The following is a 17,761-nucleotide window of genomic DNA, read 5'->3' as shown; positions in this document are numbered from 1 at the left end:
ATATATAATAAACCTCAATGGTTTTCAAAAACCCGCGCTGTTTTCCCTGTTTTTTCCTTCCCGCTAAGCTCGCATCCACAGCCCTTTGTACAACCGGAGCTTCCCTTTAACGACCGCCGGGTTCGCCGCACCAGAAATATTACAGCCGATAAAAAGAGCGTGCCGATAACCAGGTATTGAATCGTAATCGCATCCATAATCATTTCAAAAGTTGGTATGCTACCAATGCGGCAATATACGCAAATCCGGTCATAAACGCCAACTGTATAAAGGTCCATTTCCAAGAATTTGTTTCTTTTCTGACAATGGCGATCGTACTCATACATTGCATGGCAAATGCATAAAAGAGAAGTAGCGAAATGCCGGAAGCGAAGTTGTACGCGGGTTTCCCGGTGTTCGGGTTAATCTCACTAGCCATACGTTCCCTGATCGTAAGGTCATCGTCGGTACTTCCTAAGCTGTACACCGTAGCCATGGTGCTTACAAATACCTCCCGAGCGGCAAACGATGAAATCAGGCCAATACCCATCTTCCAGTCGTAACCGAGCGGGGCGACGACTGGCTCGATAAAACGGCCGATGGACCCAAGGAAAGAGTGCTCTAGTTGCTGGGATTGGACTTCGTTTTCGAAGTCTTCTTCAGTGATTCCCGGATTTTCCATCCGAACGATTTCCTCAGCATTGGTAAAACGATCGTCCAAGCCAAAAGACCCCAAAACCCAAAGGATGACGCTGATGGCAAGGATGATTTTCCCCGCCCCTACCACGAAGCCCATGGTCTTATCCCAGACGTTTGTCAGCACATTCCGGACGACCGGGTACTTGTACGTTGGCATTTCCAGGATGAGGAAACTTTTGTAGTTGGTTTTCATCAGGTGCTTCAGTATCCACGCACTTCCCAGCGCAGCAAATATTCCCAACAGGTACATACCAAACAGGACGAGCCCCTGAAGGTCAAGGCCGAGTACACGTTCTTCTGGGATGACAAGCCCAATAAGGATGATGTAAATAGGTAGTCGTGCCGAGCATGTCATGAATGGCGTTACCAAAATCGTAATTAGTCGCTCCTTGTCGTTTTCTATAGTGCGGGCAGACATCACGGCAGGGATAGCGCACGCTGCACCCGACATTAACGGCACAGCGCTTTTTCCACTCAGTCCGAAGGGCTTAAGCCATCGATCCATCAGGTAAACCACCCGGCTCATGTAGCCCGACTCCTCCATCAGCGAGATAAAAATAAACAGGATAGCGATCTGTGGAATAAAAATGACGATGCCGCCGATTCCGGCGATAATTCCATCGGTGATCAATCCATTGATCGGCCCCGCCGGTAGCCATTCACCTGCTCTGGAGGCCAACCAGGCGAAGCCATTGTCAATCCCATCCATAAACGGGCCGGACCAAGTATAAATTGCCTGAAAGATCAGTAATAACAAAGCAAAGAAAATGGCGTATCCCCACAAAGGATGCACCAGGAGCCTGTCCAGGCGTTCGGTGAAGTGCTCACTTTTTTTTGTCGGATCGTTGACAATACCTGAGAAGCGGCTATCCAGTGCGGTGTGTCGTGCCAGGGTTTCCTGTATCTGCAACCGGTGGTAATTGATGTCATGCGCCTTACGGATAGCTGCTATCTCTGCGGTCGTTGCTGCATCGAGGTGCTTATTCTGCTTTTGCGAAAGGTACAGCCAAGCGATATAATCACTTTCCTGTCTGACGCGCTCCTTAACCTGGCGTACGGCGTCGGTGTACTCCTCGGGAATGCGGAAAGCCGGAGAATAACCATTGGGTTTGTATTGCAGGGCTTCCTTCAGCGTATGGATGCCTTTTCCTGTACGGGCATCGGTCAGTACCACTTTAGTGGATAGGGTGCGCTCCAACTGGTCTACGTTAATGGATAAGCCCGCACGCTCCGCTTCGTCGATCATGTTGATAGTGAAAATCGCTGGCAGCCCCAACTCCCGGATTTGCTGGTAGAGCAGTATCGACCGCTTCAGGTTAAATGGGTCTCCGACGACGACCACCAATTCGGGGTGGTTGGAATTGGATTTGTCTGCCAGCACATCATATACCGCTTCTTCGTCCAATGAAGAAGGGTGGATGCCGTAGGCACCCGGAAGATCGATGAGGTGATACTTTATGTGCCCATGCGTAAAACTTCCCGTTTTCTTTTCCACCGTCACGCCGGGGTAGTTGCCCGCTTTTTGCCGCAATCCGGTCAATTTGTTGAATATTGTCGACTTACCTACATTGGGGTTTCCAACTAAGGCAATTTTGCTTTCTGTCATTTTTTATGATAGGGTTTCGATTAAAATAAGGTCTGCCTCGGCCAGCCGTAGCGCAATGGCATTTGGATTATTTCTGATGTAGATGCAAACGGGCCCGTTAAAAGGTAATCGGTGTTTCATCGTTAGTACTGCCCCTGGCAATAAGCCCATTTCGTAGATTTTAATGGGCACCTCGCTTGATCGGTATCCGATGATTGTTGCTGTTTCTCCCTTTTTTAACAACCTAATGGATCGATAAGTTTCTGTATTCATATCCGATTATAATCTCCAAAGGTAGTAATTTATAATGAATCTAAACGAAATGTTAGCCTGCTATTCGTGTTTGCGTGCAACGGGTACGAAAAAATATGCTATTTTTGTTGTGTTTACCTACAGTTTGTCGTTAGCATTTAAACCTTCAACAGCATTATGGCCGAAGTAGATCTACAGAATACGGCATTCATGCAAGCGGTATCTTTTGTCAATCATACCAACCGCAATGTATTCCTTACGGGGAAAGCCGGAACCGGAAAAACCACCTTTTTGAAATATATTGTGCAGCACAGTTATAAGAAAATGGCTATAGCTGCGCCTACTGGTGTGGCAGCAATGAATGCCGGCGGCACGACGTTGCATTCACTATTCTGGTTGCCCTTTGGTATGTATATTGAAGATTACGAATTGGCATGGAACGACGACGATAACCATATTTACAACCGCCGCAGGCTGTTTGGCAAGGTGAAACTAACAAAACAGCGGCGCGCTCTGCTACGGGAAATCGACCTGCTGGTCATCGATGAGGTCTCCATGCTGAGGGCAGACACATTAGATGCCATCGATGCTATTTTGAAGTCGGTGCGCCGCGATGCGCGTGCTTTCGGCGGACTACAGGTCTTGTTCATCGGCGACATGTATCAGTTGCCGCCAGTGGTAAAAGACAAGGAGTGGGAAATCATGAGTCGATATTATCCGAGCCCGTTTTTCTTTGATGCGAAGGTGCTACGCGAGCAGCCGCCGATTCTGCTGGAACTCAAAAAAATTTACCGGCAGAGTGAGCAGACGTTTATAGATCTCCTCAACGACATCCGCAACAATTGCTGCAGCCCCCAACAGCTGGCGCTACTCAACAGCTATCATCGACCGGATTTCGCGCCCCCTGAAGGTGAACCGTATATCACACTTACCACGCACAATCATCGCGCAGATACGATCAACAAAAAAGAGTTGGAAGCACTGCCAGGAAAGCCGATGGTTTTGAAAGCCAAGGTCTCCAATGATTTTCCGGAAAATTTGTTTCCAGCCGATATGGAGCTGACCTTGAAAATCGGCTCGCAGGTGATGTTCATCCGCAACGACAGCGGAGATGAGCGGCGTTATTACAACGGAAAAATCGGTTATGTGAAGCACATCGATACTGCGGAGAGCGCGCTGATTGTCGAGTTTAAGGATGGCAGTGATGCTGTGGAGGTTAAACGTGAAGAATGGGAAAATATCCGTTACCGTTATGACAGGGCGCAGGATAAGATCGAGGAGGAAGTGCTCGGCACCTTTGCGCAGTTTCCATTGCGGTTGGCCTGGGCCATCACCATCCATAAGAGCCAAGGGCTTACGTTCGATAAGGCGATTATCGATGCAGGTTCTGCCTTCGCTGCTGGGCAAGTGTATGTCGCACTGAGCCGTCTTCGCACATTGGACGGGTTAGTTTTACACTCACCGATTCCATTGCATAGCATCCGTACAGACCAGCAGGTAGCACACTTTTCCAGTAATGTGGTTGCTGAGCACGAAGTGGCGGCACTGCTGGAGGCATCCCAGCGCAATTACGCCGGTCATGTCCTGCTTCAGGCGTTCAGCTGGGAGCGTGTTGCAGACGCCATGGCGACCTTGGAGGGAGACTTGGCCGCCCGCAACATCGCAGATCAGGAGGAGGCAGTGCAGTTTATCCGGGCATTGCTGCTTGACGGGCAGAGTTTGCAGCAAGTTGCAAATAAATTCAGGAACCAATTGGACGGGTTGCTCAACAGGCAAGAGCCCACGGACTATCACCGGATAAACGAGCGGGTGTCGAGCGCGCTGGAGTGGTTTCTGCCTAAGGTAGACGCCGAATTGGTAAGCCCGTTAGAAGGTCATATCACTGCGTGGGCAGTAAAGAAACGGACAAAAAAGTATGTGGAAGAGTTGAAAGCGCTATTGATGGACTTGAAGCGGAAAAGAGAGCAATTGCGGCAATGTGCCGTCATCACCGAAGCGCTCGAAAAAGGTACTGATTTGCAAGAAGTCGTGGCGACGAGCAAACTGGCAGCCGCCGAGGTCGGACCAAGTGATAATGAAAGTGCGCTAGTCGTCGCAAGACCGAAGGGTGACACTAAGCAGATCAGCTTTGAGTTGTATAAAACGGGAAAGTCTGTAGAAGCAATTGCGGAAGTACGCGGGCTGACCAAAAATACAGTTATTGGTCACCTTATTAAATTTATAGGAAAAGATCTGGAAGCCAGTGAATTGGTGGAGCCTGATAAGTTAAAAACCATTGTTCGGATAATACGGGAGAATCCAGGTAAAACTGCCGGAGCAATTAAGGCAATAGTTGGTAAAGAGGTGGAATATCATGAAATTCGTGTGGCACAGGCGTCCATTAGCCACTAATTTCCGTATCTTTAGCGCCTTTGTTTGTGATACCACAGTTGTTAGATGCAGCAGATCGATACCACACAGCCTTACGAATTGGTCTATTCCCTTTGCGAACACCCCTATTTGGGGTACCTTATAGAGCCGCATATTGTGCAGCTTACTCCGAATGGCGGGCATTCATTGACCCATCGGCGCATATTTAGTCATACCGCTACAGAATACGATGCTGTGCTGGATGACACAGACCGTAAGCTGATCAAGCTGCTGGATGAAATAGAGCAAACTCATATCATTAAGCGGTATCATAAGAAGCCGGTGAGGCCTGTTGATTTCTTTTCCAAAACCTTTGATAAGAAATTCTTCGAATACATCCGTCCCAAAATTGAGCACCGGCTGCTGCAAGCATTGGAATTGCTTCAGGACAAACCCTTGTATTTGATGAGCAAAGATGGCTATGCCGCAGAGCAGCGGCTTGAAATTGCTCCGAAACCAGCGTCCGTGCTATTCCATTTCAGGCGTGACGAAGAAGAGACACGTTATTTTCCAACCATCAAGTATGACGGGCAACGTATCGAGTTCATGTACAAGGGTGCGCAGGTGATCGTCAACCAGCAGGCTTGGCTGTTGCTCGATAATGTGCTCTACCATTTCGACCAGCCATTGGAAGGGAAAAAGTTGTCGCCGTTTCTGCAAAAACGCTACATTGCGGTTGCCCGTGCTACCGAGCGTAAATATTTCGAGACGTTTGTGCGCGGGCTGATCGAAAAGCACCACGTTTATGCCGAAGGATTTACCATAAAGACCCACCAGCACAACGCCACTCCGGTCATCAAATTGCTCTATGTGGAGAATGGTATGTCACAGCTACAACTGCACTTCCGCTATGGTCTCTACCTTTTCGCAGCTGGCGGCGAAAACAAAGTCACGGTACGTATGCAGTACGACGAGGCAACCGACCACTACACCTTTCATCGCATCAAGCGCTCACTGCAATGGGAGGAAAACCGTATGCAGGAGTTGCTAAATATGGGGCTGCGGAAAACAAGCGCACTCTTCAGCACCCTGGAACCGGTGTTCAACGGCTTGGAAGCAGCTTCAGTCATGGACTGGCTGCGCCACAAAAACAGCGAACTTAGCCAATTGGGCTATGAAATTGTACAGGAAGATCCGAACAAGCGGTTTTTCTTCGGGCGTACGGAAATTGACCTGACCGTCAAGGCTGACAACGACTGGTTCGACGTACAGGCCGTGGCCCGTTTCGGAAACTATGAGATACCTTTTACGCAGCTTCGCAACCATATATTGGGGGATATCAGGGAGCTTGTGTTGCCCAACGGAGAGGTGGCGATGATTCCCGAGGAATGGTTTGCGCAGTACCATCACCTTTTTCAGTTTTCTGAAGACAAAAAGAGCATTCGGTTGAGTAAATACCACGTAGGGCTACTCAACGATATTTCAGAGCATACGGAATTGATGATGGATCGCAGGCTTAAGCAACTGGCTGAATTCGACGCCATAGAAGATGTTGACGAGCCGCAACGCTTTGAAGGTTCTTTGCGCCCATACCAGAAAGCCGGGTACAATTGGTTCCATTTTTTACAGCGATATCGGTTTGGCGGATGCCTAGCCGACGACATGGGCCTGGGAAAGACCATTCAAACGCTGGCGTTTCTTCAAAAACAAAAGGAAGCTGCATTGCCGGGGGAGGGGGCTATTACCTCGTTGATTATCATGCCTACGTCGCTGGTGTACAACTGGCAAAATGAGGCGGATAGGTTCGTGCCCGATTTGCGTATTTTGGTACATACCGGAATCGGCAGAACTCGGCAGCCGGCAGTATTTGAAGACTACGACCTTGTTATAACGACATACGGCATTGTTCGCAGCGATGAAGAGCTATTGGGAGCGTACTATTTCAATTATATTATTTTGGATGAGAGCCAGACGATCAAGAATCCGGCTTCCAAATCTTTCAAGGCAGTGCAGCGCCTCAAGAGTAAACATCGCCTGGTGCTGAGCGGCACGCCGGTAGAAAACTCGGTGGCTGACCTATGGTCGCAAATGGCCTTCCTCAATCCCGGGTTGCTGGGCAGTTTCCATTATTTCCAGCAAGAATTCGTACAGCCTATCGAAAAGAAGAAAGACGAGGATAAAGCCAGACGGCTGCAGGCCATCATCAAGCCGTTTGTGTTGCGGCGTACCAAAAGTCAGGTGGCCACTGAACTGCCACCTAAGTCCGAGCAGATTTTTTACTGTTCGATGAGCGATGAGCAAGCCGAGCGCTACGAACGGGTGAAGTCTGAATACCGCAATGCGATACTGGATGGTCTTGGCGATGAAAAGGCAAGGACACCGCAAATAGCCTTGTTGCAGGGGCTAACCAAGCTGCGTCAACTGGCCAACCACCCGCGAATGGTAGACGCTACGTTTAAGGCGGAGTCTGGTAAATTTGAAAGCGTCATCCACACGTTGGAAAATGTGTTGCAGCGCGGCAACAAGGTGCTGGTATTTTCGCAGTTTGTCAAACAGCTGGTGATTTTTAAGCAGTATTTTGATAAGCACAACGTCGGATACGCCTATTTGGACGGAGCAACCAAAAACCGCGAGGAAGTGGTGAAACAGTTTAGGGAAAACGAAGATACCCGGTTGTTTCTGATTTCCATTAAAGCCGGTGGTGTAGGGCTAAATTTGGTCGAGGCTGATTATGTTTTTATCCTCGACCCGTGGTGGAATCCGGCCGTGGAACAGCAAGCCATTGATCGTACTCACCGCATCGGGCAAACACGCAATGTGTTTATCTACAAGTTTATCACCAAGGGTACCGTAGAGGAAAAGATACTGGCGCTGCAAAACAGGAAGAAAACGATTGCAGATACACTGATTACGACCGAAGAAAGCTTTATCAAATCGCTTACACCGGATGATATCAAAGAGCTGCTTGGGTAAACGTTTCCAGGCCGTGCTTCATGCGGGCCACGGTCTCTTCGCGGCCGAGCAGTGCTGCAATGTCAAATACATGGGGTCCGAATTTGCCGCCCACCAGCATGATGCGCAAGGGAAGCATCAATTCTCCTACTTTCATGCCGGAAGCCTGAATAGCCAATTTGTAGAAGCTCTCGAGCTCGGCACTATGCCAAGGATCGAAGTTTTCCAGCTTGACAATCATGTCTGCGAAAAACGCCGTCTTTTCCGCATTCCACTTGGTCAAAATAGCGGCTGAATCATAATGCGTAGGACGCTTGAAGAAATAAGAGGCTTGCTCCCAGAAATCGGGTAAGAAAGTGAGACGCTCTTTAACAAGCGCCAGCACTGCAGAAAGATGCTTGTCATCGGTGCCATGGATGCCGTGGGCAGCCAATACCGCTTGCAATTCAGGCAGCAGCACACGGTCATCTGTTTGCTTTATCCATTCGTGATTGAACCATTTGGCTTTCTCGAAATCAAATTTTGCTCCGGCCTTGCTGACTCGATCTATCGAGAATTTATCCACCAATTCGCTGAGGGAAAACAACTCTTGATCCGTGCCATCGTTCCAACCCAAGAGGGCGAGCATATTTACGAAAGCTTCGGGCAGGAAGCCCATTTCACGGAAGCCTTTGGTAAAGTCGCCGGTTTTAGGGTCATGCCAGTTCATAGCATAAACGGGAAAGCCCAATCGGTCGCCATCCCTTTTGCTGAGCTTGCCGTTGCCGTCAGGCTTGAGGATCAATGGCAGGTGTGCCCATTGCGGCATGGCATCCCGCCAGCCGAGATACTCCCACAGTAGTATGTGCACGGGCGCTGAAGACAGCCACTCCTCTCCGCGGAAGGCATGGGTGATGGCCATCAGGTAATCATCCACCACTACAGCGAGGTGATAAGTGGGCATGCCGTCGGCCTTTAACAGCACCTTATCATCCACCAGCGCTGAATCGAAGCTTACTACCCCGCGGATCATGTCGTCAAAACTAACGGTTTCGCCTACAGGGATCTTGATGCGGACAACGTAAGGGTGACCGTCGGCAAGCAGGCGTTCAGTTTCGGACGTGGGCAAGCTGAGTGAGTTTCGCAGTTGCAGCCGGTTTTCGTGGCTGTATTTAAAATTGGGCTGCAGCGCCCGCTGGGCCTCCAGCTGCTCCGGGGTATCAAATGCGTAATAGGCATATCCGTCTGCTATAAGCTGCTCAGCGTATTTCCTGTAATGGCGCTGTCGTTCACTTTGTCGGTATGGGCCATATTCGCCGCCATGAAGCGGACTTTCGTCGGGTTCAAGGCCGCACCAACGAAGGCAATCCTGGATGTACGCTTCGGCTCCTGCCACAAAGCGGGTCTGGTCGGTATCTTCGATACGTAGCACGAATGTGCCGCCTTGTTGTTTGGCAAATAGATAGTTGAACAATGCTGTGCGAACACCGCCCAAGTGCAGTCCGCCCGTAGGGCTCGGTGCAAAGCGCACCCTTACCTTCTTGTCTTGATCCATGGAACAAAGATAAAAAATGCTGTGCCGAAACTACCATTTAAGGCAGAATTATGTATTTTGGGCGGTGGTTACATGTAGAACGGCAGAAGGATGAGTCTTACTCCCTACCAATACAATCAGCAGCGGTGGAAATTTGCCTTGCTTATATTCGCGGCGCTTATTGCGGGCGCATCACTGCTGTACACCAATTACCTGGTGAGGAACTTATCGAAGTCTGAGCGGACCAAGGCCGAAGTGTGGGCCATGAGCACACGCGCCATTCTCACCATGCCCGACGTGGATGACGAGATGATCACTTTTATCTATTCCGTTCGCGACAGCCTATCCCTTCCTGCTATTATTGCTGATGCCCAGGACAGTATCATCTATTGGCGTGACCTTGATTCTACCAAAACCAATATATTGGAGGATACCACCGAAAGCACGATGTATGACCCGGGTTATTTCCATCGCCAACTGGCGATCATGAAGCGGAGCCATATGCCGATTATCATCAATCTGCCACATGGTGGCCAATGGTATGTTTATTACAAGGATTCATTGCTCCTGACCCAGCTGCGCATTTTCCCTTATGTGCAACTTACCCTTATCGCCATTTTTTTGGGCATCGCCTATACGGTATTCAACGCTATCCGTAAGTCTGAGCAAAACCTGGTATGGGTTGGTATGGCCAAGGAAGCGGCCCACCAGTTAGGTACGCCGATATCCTCCCTTATGGCTTGGCTGGAGCTTGTACGGGCTAAATTCGATGCGGAGAATGACTCATTGCTTTATGAGATGGAAAACGACGTGAAACGGTTGGAAGTGGTGGCCGACCGGTTCTCAAAAATCGGTTCAGCTCCGGTGCTGAAGAGTCAGGCCGTCTACAAGGTAGTGGTTGATTTTGTCAATTACTTCAAAGTGCGGACAAGTGACCGCATTGTGATCAATGTTTCGGGAGACACCAAGGCAGAAGCCATGCTGAATGTTCCGCTTTTTGACTGGGTGCTTGAAAATCTGCTTAAGAATGCAGCTAATGCCATCGAATCTGCAGGCCGTATTGATATCGTTATTTCAGAAAATATTGCGAAAGAGCAAATTTTTATAGACATTAGCGATACCGGAAAAGGAATACCGAAGACGAAATTTGACGCTGTATTTCAGCCAGGCTTTACCACGCGGAAGCGGGGTTGGGGATTGGGGTTGAGCCTGACCAAACGGATGATTGAATACCACCGAGGGCATATTTTTGTCAAGGAATCGGAAATAGACAGAGGAACCACATTTAGGATAGTATTACCAAGCAGCCAAACGTATGAACCCGCTCAGATCTGATGAATATCCGGCGATTTATTCCGGTTATATTGAAACCATCACCGGTGATGTGATGGAGTTGCTCAATGAGCAAATCACGGCATTCCCAAAATTTATAGCCGATATTCCAGCAGGAAAGTCCGAGTTTGCTTATGCCGAAGGCAAATGGACCATTAAGGAAGTGATTGGACATGTCATCGATACTGAACGCATCATGGCTTACCGTGCGCTGCGCTTTGCACGCAATGATACCAAGGAATTGATCGGTTATGAACCGGACGATTTTGTAGCGAATGCCCGTTTCAATGAGCGGTCGTTGGATAGTTTTTCAGAGGAATTTGTGCTGGTTCGCAAATCAAACGTGATGCTTTTCCGGAGCTTCAACGATCACGAGCTGGCACGTAAAGGCATCGCCTCTGAACGATTGATCAGTGTGCGGGCTTTTATGTACATCATTGTCGGACACCTCAATCATCACCGCAACATCATCCGGGAACGGTATCTTCGGGAGTAACACTCGGTCATCGGATGTCCTTGATCCCCGGATATGCAGGGTTTGCGATAACAAAATGAAAAAAGTACAAACCATTTGCAGCGTCTTTTGTAGTTATAATATCTACGAAACCATTTCCATGGTTTTATGATACGGTTTAGGTGTAGGAAATGCCCTGAGATATTCAGGGCGTTTCCTATTTATAGGACGTGATACCGCCCATCCCCCTGGCTCCGTCCGCTCGCAAAAAGAACAACCGTTTGCATAATCTTTTTTGTTTCAAATGTTAATTTAATTTTATAGTCTTGTAACCTATAAATTTAGCGGCCCTACATTATGAATACAGACGCAACTGCTCCTAAATCGACCATGGGGCCTATGATTATCATCGGCTCCCTTTTTTTTATTTTTGGCTTTGTAACTTGGCTAAATTCGGTGCTTATACCGTACTTGAAAATAGCCTGCGAGCTAAACCATTTCCAGTCTTATCTTGTTACTTTCGCTTTCTACATCGCCTACTTACTGATGGCGCCGGTGTCTACCGCCACCTTGCGTATTTTCGGATTTAAGAATGGGATGGCTGTAGGGTTGATCATAATGGCAGTTGGTGCACTCCTTTTCATTCCCGCTGCCATGAGCAGAACTTATCTGCTGTTCTTGATTGGACTGTTCGTACAGGGGGGAGGCCTGGCTATCCTGCAGACCGCTTCTAATCCATACATTACGATCATCGGTCCCCGTGAGAGTGCAGCTCAACGGATCAGTATTATGGGCATCTGTAATAAATTTGCGGGGGGCTTGGCTCCTATTATCCTGGGATTCTTTTTGCTAAGCGATGCAGACGGGCTAACGGTAAGGCTTGACAGCCTCACCGAAGTGCAAAAGGCGGCCGAATTGGATGCGCTGGCTTCCAAAGTAATTGCACCTTATATCTGCATCGTCGCCATACTTTGTGTGCTGGCTTTTGTGATTTTCAGGTCCCGTCTGCCTGAAGTTGATACCGATGCAGAAGACGAAGCGGTCGCAGCTTCGAACACGAACAAAAAAAGTGTTTTTGATTTCCCTCATGTATTGTTGGGTGTTTTTACGTTGTTCCTATATGTAGGCGTCGAAGTCATTGCCGGGGACACGGTGGTCAGCTATGCATCAACACAAGGTGTGTCGCTTTCTACGGCTAAATTTTTTACGACGGCGACGATGGTATTTATGGTACTGGGCTATATCATAGGTATTATAGCGATTCCTAAATTCATCAAGCAGGAACGTGCGTTTGTCATATGTGCCGTCTTGGGATTGGTTTTTTCATTTGGAATACTGGTTACATCCGGGGTCACGTCAGTGGCGTTCGTTTCGCTGTTAGGTCTTGCCAACTCGCTGATGTGGCCAGCGATTTGGCCGTTGGCACTGGACGGCGTGGGCCGGTTTACGAAAGCTGCATCTTCCCTGCTTATCATGGGAATTGCCGGGGGAGCCGTCATTCCCTTAGCGTATGGAGCGTTGGCTGATTATTTTACACCACACCAAGCTTACTGGATCACCGTTCCATGCTATTTGTTTATCCTTTACTACGCATTGAGCGGACATAAAGTGGGCAAACGGCAACGGCCGGTAACAACTTAGAGAGACCGGTAATAACTTAGGGTGAGGTTGTGCCTGATTTTCCTGCACCATAGAACAGCGGTGCAGGAAAACAGGACTTTGTGAAATAACACTTCTAAAACGCCGGATGGGGCACGGTATTATTCTTGAATTGTAATATTTCCGTAATGTTGGGTTTTAACAGCAGCCTCCATGCACAGCCCGGCGGATTTTTCTTAAATTCGTACCATTGTAAACTAACGACAGAGACGATATGAAGAAGCGTTTATTAACATTGGCAACCGTGGCCATCGTGGTGGCTGGTGGTTGGGGTCCGCTTGCAGCACAGGTCAAGCTTCCTCCTGCGAGCAGCGCGCAGACGATTACCCAGGGCCTGGGAATCAATACGGTAACATTGAGTTATTTCCGCCCGAATGCCAACGGCCGGAAGGTTTTTGGCGAATTGGTGCCTTATAACGAAGTGTGGCGCACAGGTGCAAATAACATTCCTACACTGACTTTCGATGGCAAGGTTTCCATTGCAGGAACAGAGGTGGAACCTGGCACTTATGGGTTGCTGACGATCCCGACAGCCAACGAGTGGACTGTTATCCTTACCAAAAACAGCAAACAGTGGGGCGCATACGCGTACAATCAGGACGAAGATCTGGTACGATTCGCGGTGAAGCCGAAAAAAATTGGCGAGCCCGTCGAAACGTTCACGATGTGGTTTTCGGACGTGAAGCCACAAAGCGCTAAGCTGAATTTAGCTTGGGAAAAGACGCAGGTGAGCTTTGATCTGACGGTTGATCAGGACGCGGAAATTATAGCTTCTATCGAAGAGGCAATGAAAGGCGAAAAGAAACCATACCTGCAAGCCGCCCAATATTACTATAACAACAACAAAGACATACAGAAAGCATTAGCATGGATCAATGAGGCCGACAAAATGCCCAACACGCCGCCATACGTCAAGTATTGGAAGGCACGAATCCAATTGAAAGCCGGCGACAAGAAAGGTGCTGTGGCTACCGCGCAGCAAGGCATCGACATCGCGAAGCAACAGAACAACGAGGAGTATGTAAGGCTGAACGGAAAGGTATTGGCCGAAGCTCAGCGGTAACACCGAGGTATTTTCTATGAACCGACACAGCCCTGGACGCATTGCCCGGGGCTGTGTTCGTTACAGCGTTGCGTTTAACAGTTCTTCCAGCTCTTCATGGCTGATGTTCATGTTTACGTTGCCATCCTTAGCAAAGGAGATTTCGCCCGTCTCTTCAGAAACCACCACAGCTACGGCATCGCTTACTTCTGAGACACCGATGGCGGCGCGATGGCGTAAGCCGAAATGCAGCGGCAGGTCCTCGCTGTCTGAAAGAGGCAGCACGCAGCTAGCGGTCTTTATTTTGAAGTCTACGATGACCACTGCACCATCGTGCAGCGGGCTGTTTTTCTGAAAAATGCTCTCAAGCAGGCGTTTCGAAAGCTCGGCGTCAATGTACTCGCCGCTGCTCTGGTAATACTCTTCGTCAAAATACTTTGCAAAAACCAGCAGCGCACCTGTATGCGACTTGGACATGTTCCTGCAGGCATCGATTATGGGCTTCAAATGCATGCGGTTGTCTCGCCCGGCCGCACGTTTGTTGACGAAGATGGACCACAGGTAGTTCTTTCGTTTTACAGAGATGTTTTTCCCGATATGGATGAGGAAACGCCTGATCTCTTGCTGAAATACCACGACAAGCGCCAATGACCCCACACTGATAAACCCACCGAAAATGCTGGTGAGCAGGTGCATGTTGAATTGTTGGACAAGTAGAAAGATGACATAAATAAGTCCAAGGCCAATGAGAATATTAACCGCGATGGTACCCCGGATTAGACTGTATATGTAGTACAGTATGACGGCTACCAGAAGAATATCGATAACATCAAGTAATCTAAAACTGAAGTCGAAGCTTTCCATAACTTCTGCAATTTAAAAAATTTCCGCTATAAAGAGCGCTCAATGGCGTAGGAGAGCACGATAAGTTTATACTTTTGTAAACGTAAATAGACGATTCATGACAAAGCTTTCGGTCAATATCAACAAGATAGCCACCCTTCGCAATTCGCGGGGCGGCAACAACCCAGATGTCCTCCAGGCAGCCCTGGCGTGTGAACGGTTTGGCGCCCAGGGCATCACGGTACATCCACGTCCCGATGAACGGCATATCCGGTACAGCGATGTTTACGACCTGAAAGCTAACATTAAAACGGAATTGAATATCGAGGGCAACAGCCGCGAAGAGAAGTTTGTGCGTCTGGTGTTGGATACCCTCCCTGCACAAGTGACCTTGGTGCCCGATGATCCTGGCCAAATTACGTCAAACCATGGGTGGGACACCATTCGACACCAAAGCTATCTACGTGACATGTGCGCCTTGTTTAAAGGCGAAGGAATACGGGTTTCTATTTTCGTGGATCCAGATCCCGAGATGGTTGCAGCTGCGGCGGATACCGGAACGGATCGGGTTGAGCTATATACGGAAGCTTATGCGAAGGAATACGTTAGCCAACCCGAACACGCCATTGCGCTGTATACCGAATCCGCGAAGGTGGCACAGCAGGTGGGGTTGGGTCTCAACGCCGGGCACGATCTCGATCTGCACAACCTGCGGTATTTTAAGCAACACGTGCCCGGGTTATTGGAGGTGAGCATTGGCCACGCACTAATCTCCGACGCGCTTTACCTCGGGCTTGAAGAAACTATCAAGCGGTACCGGGCACAGCTTGATTAAAAACACGACAAGTGTAGCTGACGCTGCAATAAAGCTGTGGTAATAGTGTGCCGGCTGCTATTTGATACCCATGAAAATCCGGTTCCAACGGATTTTGTCGAAGAAGGTACCATGTTTGTCCCAACTGAGCCACACAAACAGCGCCTTACCCACAATATGGTCTTCCGGCACAAAGCCCCATGTACGCGCATCCTCCGAGTTGTGGCGGTTGTCGCCCATCATCCAATAATAATCCATTTTGAAGGTATAGCTATCGGCTTTGCTGCCGTTGAGGTAGATGCCGTCTTCGCGGCTCTCTAACTCGTTGCCTTCGTACACGCGGATCGCACGTTCATAGAGCGGCATAGTCAGGCTGTCCAAGGTTACCGTCCAGCCTTTCTTTGGGATGATGACCGGTCCGAAATTGTCGATGTTCCACTGGTAAATCGGGCTGTTTGGAAACACTCCGGGCTCTTTGGTGTCTTGATGCCTGATATTAGGTACAATTTTGGTCACGTTTGCCCAGTTTTTGACCTCCTCATACTTTTCATCGGTAAGGAAGAGCAGGTAAGGTTCACGTGCATATGGGTTGTGCTCGATCCGCATATCAAGCAGCCGTTGCGGATTTAACCCCGTTCCATCGGTATAGACATAATAATCCAACTGACTCTCGGGAGGTACATATCCTTCCTTACCATTTACATAGAGTTTTGCGTTGCGGAGCGATAAGGTATCGCCCGGAACACCGACTGCGCGTTTGATGTAATTTTCGCGTTTGTCTATGGGCCTGTTGAAAGGTGGGTCGGCTTCCATTGGATAGTTGAACACCACCACGTCATTACGTTCGATCTCCTGAAATCCCGGCAATCGTTTGTATCCGGTTTTGATGCCTTCCCAGTATGCCTTGCCGCCCACCAACGGCATGGTGTGGTGCGCAAAGGGGAACGCAACGGGTGTCATAGGTACCCGCGGGCCATAGTTCAGTTTGCTGACGAACAGGAAGTCGCCGACAAGGAGACTCTTTTCCATCGAACCCGTTGGGATCATATATGCTTCGATCAAAAATCCCCTGATAAGTGTAGCAGCGACCACGGCAAACACAATGGCGTCAGCCCATTCGCGCGCCACGGATTTTTTATATGGGTATTTTTCTTTAAACTCCGGGGAGAATGATTTACCGAGATAAACCACCTTGTGGTCGTTGCCCCATATGGGTAATACCAAAAATGGAAACAAAACTGTGGCTGCATACTCCCAGAAACGGCGTTTTCCGAAACTTTTGACCAAGTCGAGATACAGGCCGAAGAAGACAAAAACATTTACAATTGGAATGAGCAACAGGGCGATCCACCACCCGGGGTGCCCGGTGATGTGCTTGGCAATGATAAATTCTTTATAGATTGGTATCAGCGATTCCCAGCCTTTGCGGCCGGCTTTGATGAAAAGTTTCCACAGTCCGAAATGGATAAGGACAAGGATGATTGCAAAAACGATATATCCCATAAGTATTAAGTATGCCGACTAAATACGGCCGTCAAAGTTAAACATTTCGGTTACTTGGTAAAATCCGGTTTTACCATTGAGCCACTCGGCGGCGACCACCGCACCCAATGCAAAGCCTGCGCGGCTGTGTGCAGTGTGCTTAAACTCGATCTGGTCAACCTCCGAGCTGTAAAGCACAGTATGGGTACCTGGAACATCATCGATTCGGTGACTTTCAACGAGCAGTTGATGGGCTTTGGGGATCGCTTCTTCTCGTTCACCGATGAGATTATTTATCCATTCGGTCTTCGAATCGGTATTTTCGATGATTCCTTCTGCGATCGTAATAGCCGTGCCGCTCGGCGCATCCAGCTTTTGTGTATGGTGGATTTCCTCCACCTGTACGTCGTATTGTTTGTAAGGATTCATCACAGCCGCTAGCAATTTGTTGATATGGAAGAAAACATTGACTCCGATACTGAAGTTAGAACCATAAAGCAGGGTTTTGTTACCGTCCAGGCATCGTTTTTTCAACTCATCAAGCTGGTCGTACCAGCCCGTGGTACCTACCACGATGGGCAGGCTTGCTTCAAAGCAAAGATCGATATTGGCTACGGCGGCTTCCGGTCTGCTGAAATCTATAGCAACATCAGAGCCCGCCAAGTCCGGCACCCCGATGGTTTCCCGGTTTTGCTCGTCTACGACAAGGTGAATCTGATGGCCTCGCTGGAGCGCAAATTTTTCAATAAGCTGCCCCATCTTCCCATATCCAAGTAATGTGATGTTCATGTAAGTTAACTAGCTTA

General features: G+C 48.9%; 13 protein-coding genes. 7 read left to right on the top strand and 6 right to left on the bottom strand.

Annotated elements, in window-relative coordinates:
- Positions 1-199: 199 nt before the first annotated feature.
- Entirely contained in the window at positions 200-2,284 is a 2,085-nt protein-coding gene (gene feoB, locus ACFOET_RS12245) for a ferrous iron transport protein B (protein WP_379023018.1), read from the bottom strand.
- 3 nt (positions 2,285-2,287) lie between these two features.
- Positions 2,288-2,536, bottom strand: a complete 249-nt coding sequence (locus ACFOET_RS12240; protein ID WP_379023016.1) for a FeoA family protein — start codon at positions 2,534-2,536, stop codon at positions 2,288-2,290.
- A 156-nt stretch (positions 2,537-2,692) separates the two neighbouring features.
- Between ACFOET_RS12240 and ACFOET_RS12235 the strand changes: the two genes are divergently transcribed.
- Both ACFOET_RS12235 and ACFOET_RS12230 read left to right on the top strand, forming a co-directional pair.
- Positions 2,693-4,906, top strand: a complete 2,214-nt coding sequence (locus tag ACFOET_RS12235) for a helix-turn-helix domain-containing protein (protein ID WP_379023014.1) — start codon at positions 2,693-2,695, stop codon at positions 4,904-4,906.
- Positions 4,907-4,951: 45 nt separating this feature from the next.
- Positions 4,952-7,837: a DEAD/DEAH box helicase gene (locus ACFOET_RS12230; RefSeq protein ID WP_379023012.1), complete on the top strand. Its 2,886-nt coding sequence runs from the start codon at positions 4,952-4,954 to the stop codon at positions 7,835-7,837.
- On the opposite strand, the gene gltX is transcribed toward ACFOET_RS12230, so the two are convergent.
- Complete coding sequence (gene gltX / locus ACFOET_RS12225; RefSeq protein WP_379023010.1) at positions 7,818-9,350, bottom strand: glutamate--tRNA ligase; 1,533 nt, start codon at positions 9,348-9,350, stop codon at positions 7,818-7,820. The genes ACFOET_RS12230 and gltX overlap by 20 nt on opposite strands.
- 90 nt (positions 9,351-9,440) lie before the next feature.
- Between gltX and ACFOET_RS12220 the strand changes: the two genes are divergently transcribed.
- From ACFOET_RS12220 to ACFOET_RS12205, 4 genes are all read left to right on the top strand, one after another.
- Positions 9,441-10,664 (top strand): sensor histidine kinase, encoded by a 1,224-nt coding sequence (locus ACFOET_RS12220; RefSeq protein ID WP_379023008.1) that lies wholly within the window; start codon positions 9,441-9,443, stop codon positions 10,662-10,664.
- Positions 10,645-11,157, top strand: a complete 513-nt coding sequence (locus ACFOET_RS12215; RefSeq protein WP_379023006.1) for a DinB family protein — start codon at positions 10,645-10,647, stop codon at positions 11,155-11,157. The genes ACFOET_RS12220 and ACFOET_RS12215 overlap by 20 nt, the downstream gene beginning before the upstream one ends.
- Before the next feature lie 315 nt (positions 11,158-11,472).
- Positions 11,473-12,756: a sugar MFS transporter gene (locus ACFOET_RS12210; RefSeq protein ID WP_379023004.1), complete on the top strand. Its 1,284-nt coding sequence runs from the start codon at positions 11,473-11,475 to the stop codon at positions 12,754-12,756.
- 232 nt (positions 12,757-12,988) lie between these two features.
- Positions 12,989-13,837: a DUF2911 domain-containing protein gene (locus ACFOET_RS12205; RefSeq protein ID WP_379023002.1), complete on the top strand. Its 849-nt coding sequence runs from the start codon at positions 12,989-12,991 to the stop codon at positions 13,835-13,837.
- A gap of 60 nt (positions 13,838-13,897) precedes the next feature.
- Here the strand turns inward: ACFOET_RS12205 and cdaA are convergent, their stop codons facing one another.
- The gene (gene cdaA, locus ACFOET_RS12200; protein WP_379023000.1) at positions 13,898-14,680 is read right to left on the bottom strand and encodes a diadenylate cyclase CdaA; all 783 of its coding nucleotides are present in this window, start codon (positions 14,678-14,680) and stop codon (positions 13,898-13,900) included.
- A 97-nt stretch (positions 14,681-14,777) separates the two neighbouring features.
- On the opposite strand from cdaA, the gene ACFOET_RS12195 reads away from it, so the two are divergent.
- Complete coding sequence (locus tag ACFOET_RS12195; protein ID WP_379022998.1) at positions 14,778-15,494, top strand: pyridoxine 5'-phosphate synthase; 717 nt, start codon at positions 14,778-14,780, stop codon at positions 15,492-15,494.
- Between the two features lie 57 nt (positions 15,495-15,551).
- On the opposite strand, the gene lepB is transcribed toward ACFOET_RS12195, so the two are convergent.
- Positions 15,552-16,976 carry a signal peptidase I gene (lepB, locus tag ACFOET_RS12190; protein WP_379022996.1) on the bottom strand — a complete coding sequence of 475 codons (1,425 nt, stop codon included), beginning with the start codon at positions 16,974-16,976 and terminating at the stop codon, positions 15,552-15,554.
- An 18-nt stretch (positions 16,977-16,994) separates the two neighbouring features.
- A complete protein-coding gene (dapB, locus tag ACFOET_RS12185) occupies positions 16,995-17,744 on the bottom strand; it encodes a 4-hydroxy-tetrahydrodipicolinate reductase (RefSeq protein ID WP_379022994.1) in 750 nt (249 codons plus the stop codon).
- Positions 17,745-17,761 lie beyond the last annotated feature (17 nt).

Source organism: Parapedobacter deserti (genome assembly GCF_042646065.1).
GTDB classification, from domain to species: Bacteria; Bacteroidota; Bacteroidia; order Sphingobacteriales; family Sphingobacteriaceae; genus Parapedobacter; species Parapedobacter deserti.
Note: the sequence above shows the minus strand (reverse complement) of the source record. Positions and strands in the feature narration are given on the sequence as shown.

Coding starts and splice junctions, on each gene's coding strand:
- ACFOET_RS12195 (WP_379022998.1), top strand. CDS start 14,778: ATGACAAAGCTTTCGGTCAATATCAACAAGATAGCCACCCTTCGCAAT.
- ACFOET_RS12240 (WP_379023016.1), bottom strand. CDS start 2,536: ATGAATACAGAAACTTATCGATCCATTAGGTTGTTAAAAAAGGGAGAA.
- ACFOET_RS12205 (WP_379023002.1), top strand. CDS start 12,989: ATGAAGAAGCGTTTATTAACATTGGCAACCGTGGCCATCGTGGTGGCT.
- ACFOET_RS12215 (WP_379023006.1), top strand. CDS start 10,645: ATGAACCCGCTCAGATCTGATGAATATCCGGCGATTTATTCCGGTTAT.
- ACFOET_RS12235 (WP_379023014.1), top strand. CDS start 2,693: ATGGCCGAAGTAGATCTACAGAATACGGCATTCATGCAAGCGGTATCT.
- ACFOET_RS12220 (WP_379023008.1), top strand. CDS start 9,441: ATGAGTCTTACTCCCTACCAATACAATCAGCAGCGGTGGAAATTTGCC.
- lepB (WP_379022996.1), bottom strand. CDS start 16,976: ATGGGATATATCGTTTTTGCAATCATCCTTGTCCTTATCCATTTCGGA.
- feoB (WP_379023018.1), bottom strand. CDS start 2,284: ATGACAGAAAGCAAAATTGCCTTAGTTGGAAACCCCAATGTAGGTAAG.
- gltX (WP_379023010.1), bottom strand. CDS start 9,350: ATGGATCAAGACAAGAAGGTAAGGGTGCGCTTTGCACCGAGCCCTACG.
- ACFOET_RS12210 (WP_379023004.1), top strand. CDS start 11,473: ATGAATACAGACGCAACTGCTCCTAAATCGACCATGGGGCCTATGATT.
- dapB (WP_379022994.1), bottom strand. CDS start 17,744: ATGAACATCACATTACTTGGATATGGGAAGATGGGGCAGCTTATTGAA.
- cdaA (WP_379023000.1), bottom strand. CDS start 14,680: ATGGAAAGCTTCGACTTCAGTTTTAGATTACTTGATGTTATCGATATT.
- ACFOET_RS12230 (WP_379023012.1), top strand. CDS start 4,952: ATGCAGCAGATCGATACCACACAGCCTTACGAATTGGTCTATTCCCTT.